At 68.4% G+C, this 1,825-nt stretch carries 1 protein-coding gene; it reads right to left on the reverse strand.

Annotated elements, in window-relative coordinates; genetic code table 11:
* Nucleotides 1-1,825, reverse strand: a 1,825-nt coding sequence (locus AB3X96_RS42325) for a condensation domain-containing protein (protein ID WP_368594387.1), incomplete at both ends; no start/stop codon positions are given.

Raw genomic sequence — 1,825 nt, forward strand, 5'->3', positions numbered from 1 at the left:
CGCTGGTCCTGATAGACCACCGCCACCGCATCCGGCGCCTGGCGCACCTGGGCCTCAAACAGCTCATGGATGCACTGCTGCTCAGGATACGTCACCGCCGTCCGGTTCAGCTCCTCCAGCAGATACGCCCGCTCGTCAGGTGGCAGGATGTCCAGCTCCCGCACCGGCGTGTTCGGCGCCCGCTCCAGCGCCTCCGCCAGCTGCGCGAGCGTGTGCTGCATGTAGCCGCAGACCCGATCCGCTGAGACGCCCTCCGCCACCTGCGCCGTCAGCCCGAGCGCCTCGCCAAAATCCTCCACCGACAGGGTCAGCGGATAGTTGGTGCGCTCCTCCCCGCCCAGCCATTCCATGCCGGGCAGCACATCATCGGCTGCAGAGGCGGAGACCGCCGCCGGCGTATTGTGGCGGTAGTTCAACAGCGCGCTGAACAGTGGCGCCGGCGCCGCAACGCCGCTGCAGCGTTGCGCCAGCGCCAGCGAGGCATGCTCATGTACGAGCAGCTCGGCCAGCCGCGCGTGGGTGGTCCGCACGCTCGCCTCGACCCCGGTCCCGTCCAGGTCAAGCCGCAGCGGCAGCGTGTTGATGAACAGACCCATCGCGCGGTCGCCACCCGCCCCGCCATGCATGCGGCCGAACAGCACCGTGCCGAACACCACCTGCTCGCGGTCGCTGCTGCGCGCCACCACCTGGCCCCAGGCCAGATGGCACAGGCTCGCCAGGCTCACCCCCAGCCGCCGCGCCTGCACCCGCAGCCGCACGCTGAGCGCCTGCGGCAGCATCCGCTGCGCCTCACGGGTCCCGCGGCCGTCGCCCTGGACCTCGCACAAGCCAAAGGGCGTGCACGGCTCATCGATGTTCCCCAGCAGTCCCCGGAAGAACTCTTCATGCGCGTCTGCACCCACGCCAAGCCGTGCCGCCGCCACCAGGTTGCGGAACGGCTGCGGGGCTGCCAGCTCATGCTCGCGTCCCTCCAGCACGGCCCGGACCTCGGCATGCATCAGCTCCAGCGTGGTGTGATCCCCGATCAGATGATGCTGCAGCTCCAGCAGCAGCCAGCGCGCGCTGCCGGGCTCGCGCGCAATCACAAACCGCAACAAGGGCGCCCGGCCAAGCTCGATGCGGTGCTGGCGCGGATCAAACCGATGCTTCAGCTGCGCGTCGCCCGGACCACAAGACCCGTCCAGCTCGACCTCGCTCACCTCCAGCAGCGCGTTCCGCCACACCACCTGGGCCGGGCGCGACAGCCCTTCCCAGACAAACGACGTCCGCAGGATATCGTGCCGATCCACCACCCGCTGAACCGCGGCAAGATAGCGCTCGAGCAGGTCACGGTCCGCAAACGCCATCTGCGAGACCAGCAGGTACGGATCGCCCTTTGTCGCCAACAGATGATGGAACAGGATGCCGTCCTGCAGTGGCGACAAGCCATAAATGTCCTGGATGTTGCCGACGCCGCCGGGCACTGTGGCGACGCTCCGGTCGATCTCGCCCTGCGTCAGCTCAATCAGCGGCAGCATCTCTGGCGTGATCGCCGGACTCTGTTCGCCGATCAGGTTGGCCGGGACCGCCATCTCGTGATGGCTACTGAGGCTTGCAGCCAGGTCCGCCAGCACCGGCTTGACGAACAAGGTGCGCACCTCGATGCGCAGTGACCGCCGCCGCAGCCGCTCCATCAGTTGCACCGCCAAGAGCGAGTGCCCGCCGAGCGCAAAGAAGTGGTCGTGGCGTCCGACCCGCTCCACACCGAGAAGCTCGGCCCAGATCTGTGCCAGCGTGATCTCGACCTCGCCTTGCGGCGCCTCATAGGCGCGATGCGCATACGCCT

The organism is Paraburkholderia sp. BR13439, from assembly GCF_040948805.1.
GTDB lineage: Bacteria > Pseudomonadota > Gammaproteobacteria > Burkholderiales > Burkholderiaceae > Paraburkholderia > Paraburkholderia youngii.